General features: G+C 72.3%; 1 protein-coding gene. It reads right to left on the reverse strand.

Features of this window, described 5'->3' with window-relative positions; translation table 11 throughout:
- Nucleotides 1–80: 80 nt before the first annotated feature.
- Nucleotides 81–1,449 (reverse strand): Pls/PosA family non-ribosomal peptide synthetase (locus G6026_RS13625; protein ID WP_347238110.1); only part of this gene is annotated, 1,369 nt, incomplete at its 5' end.

The following is a 1,449-nucleotide window of genomic DNA, read 5'->3' on the forward strand; positions in this document are numbered from 1 at the left end:
TCAGCCCCTGCGGTGGCAGACAGACCCGCCGCGCAGCCCTTGCGGTGGCAGACGGACCCGCCGCGCAGCCCGCGCCCCGCTCAGCCCCGCCAGGGTGCGATCGGGTTGCCCTGCCAGCGGGTGCCCGGGGGGATGCGGTCGCCGCGCATGACCAGCGAGGCCGGGCCCACGGTGGAGCCGTCGCCGATCGAGGAGGCCGGGAGCGTCACACAGTGGCACCCCAGCGTCGCTCCGTCGGCCATCGTCACCCGGTCGATCTGCATGATGCGGTCGTGGAAGAGATGGGTCTGGACCACGCAGCCGCGGTTGACGGTGGCGCCGTCACCCACTGAGATCAGGTCGGCCTCGGGGAGCCAGTAGGACTCGCACCACACGCCCCGGCCGATGCGTGACCCGAGCAGGCGCAGCATCGCGGTGAGGATCGGGGTCCCCGTGGCGGGCCGGGCCATCCAGGGCGCGGCGAGGAGCTCGACAAAGGAGTCGGCCACCTCGTTGCGCCACACGAAGGAGGACCACAGTGGCTGGTCGCCCGCGCGGATCCGGCCCACCAGGATCCACTTGGCCAGGACCGCGAGCAGCAGTGCCACCAGTCCGGCATACGCGAGCGTGACGCCGGAGCTCAGCGCGGCCACGGTGAAACCCCACTCCCGGTGGATCAGCTGCATCACCACCAGGACGCCGACAAGCAGGAGGAACGAGAGCCACACCGGGACCAGGCGCAGGGTCTCCCACGCGGCACGGGCGACCTTCAGGCGCCCCGGCGGTTGGTAGGTGCGCGCGTCGCTCTCGCCGTCGGCCACCGCCCTGGGCAGCTTCTGCGGGGGCGATCCGAGCCACGACGTGCCCTTCTTGGCCTTCTGCGGCGCGGAGGACAGAACGGCGACCAGTCCACGCGCGGGGACCTTGCGGCCGGCGGACGCGATGCCCGAGTTGCCGAGGAACGCGCGTTTGCCGACCTGCGCCTGCTCGAGCCGCATCCACCCCGACCCCAGTTCGTACGGCGCGACCATCGTGTCATCGGCGAGGAACGCCCCGTCACGGACGGTGGTGAGAGAGGGGATGAGCAGGACGGTCGAGGCCTCCACGTCCTTGCCGATCGTCGCGCCCAGCGCCCGCAGCCACATCGGCGTGAGCATCGAGGCGTAGAGCGGGTACAGCCAGTTCCGGGCGGCGTCCATGATGCGCTCGCTGCACCAGGCCTGCCAGGCGATGCGGGAGTGCACCGGATGGAAGCCTTCCCGCAGTCCCACCGACAGCACCCGCACCGACACCAGGGTGAGCGCGGCGAACAGCACGAGCGCGACCAGCGTCCCGGGCACCGACCACAGGGTCGCGCGCAGGAACAGCTGCCCGGGGGTGGCGGCGTCCCGTGCCCCCGCGGACACCACCGCGAGTCCGGCGCCGAGCGCGATCAACGGCATCGCGCCGAGCGCCACCGCGGAGAGCTGA

Origin of the sequence: Dietzia sp. DQ11-38-2 (assembly GCF_014145055.1) — a bacterium.
Classification (GTDB): domain Bacteria; phylum Actinomycetota; class Actinomycetes; order Mycobacteriales; family Mycobacteriaceae; genus Dietzia.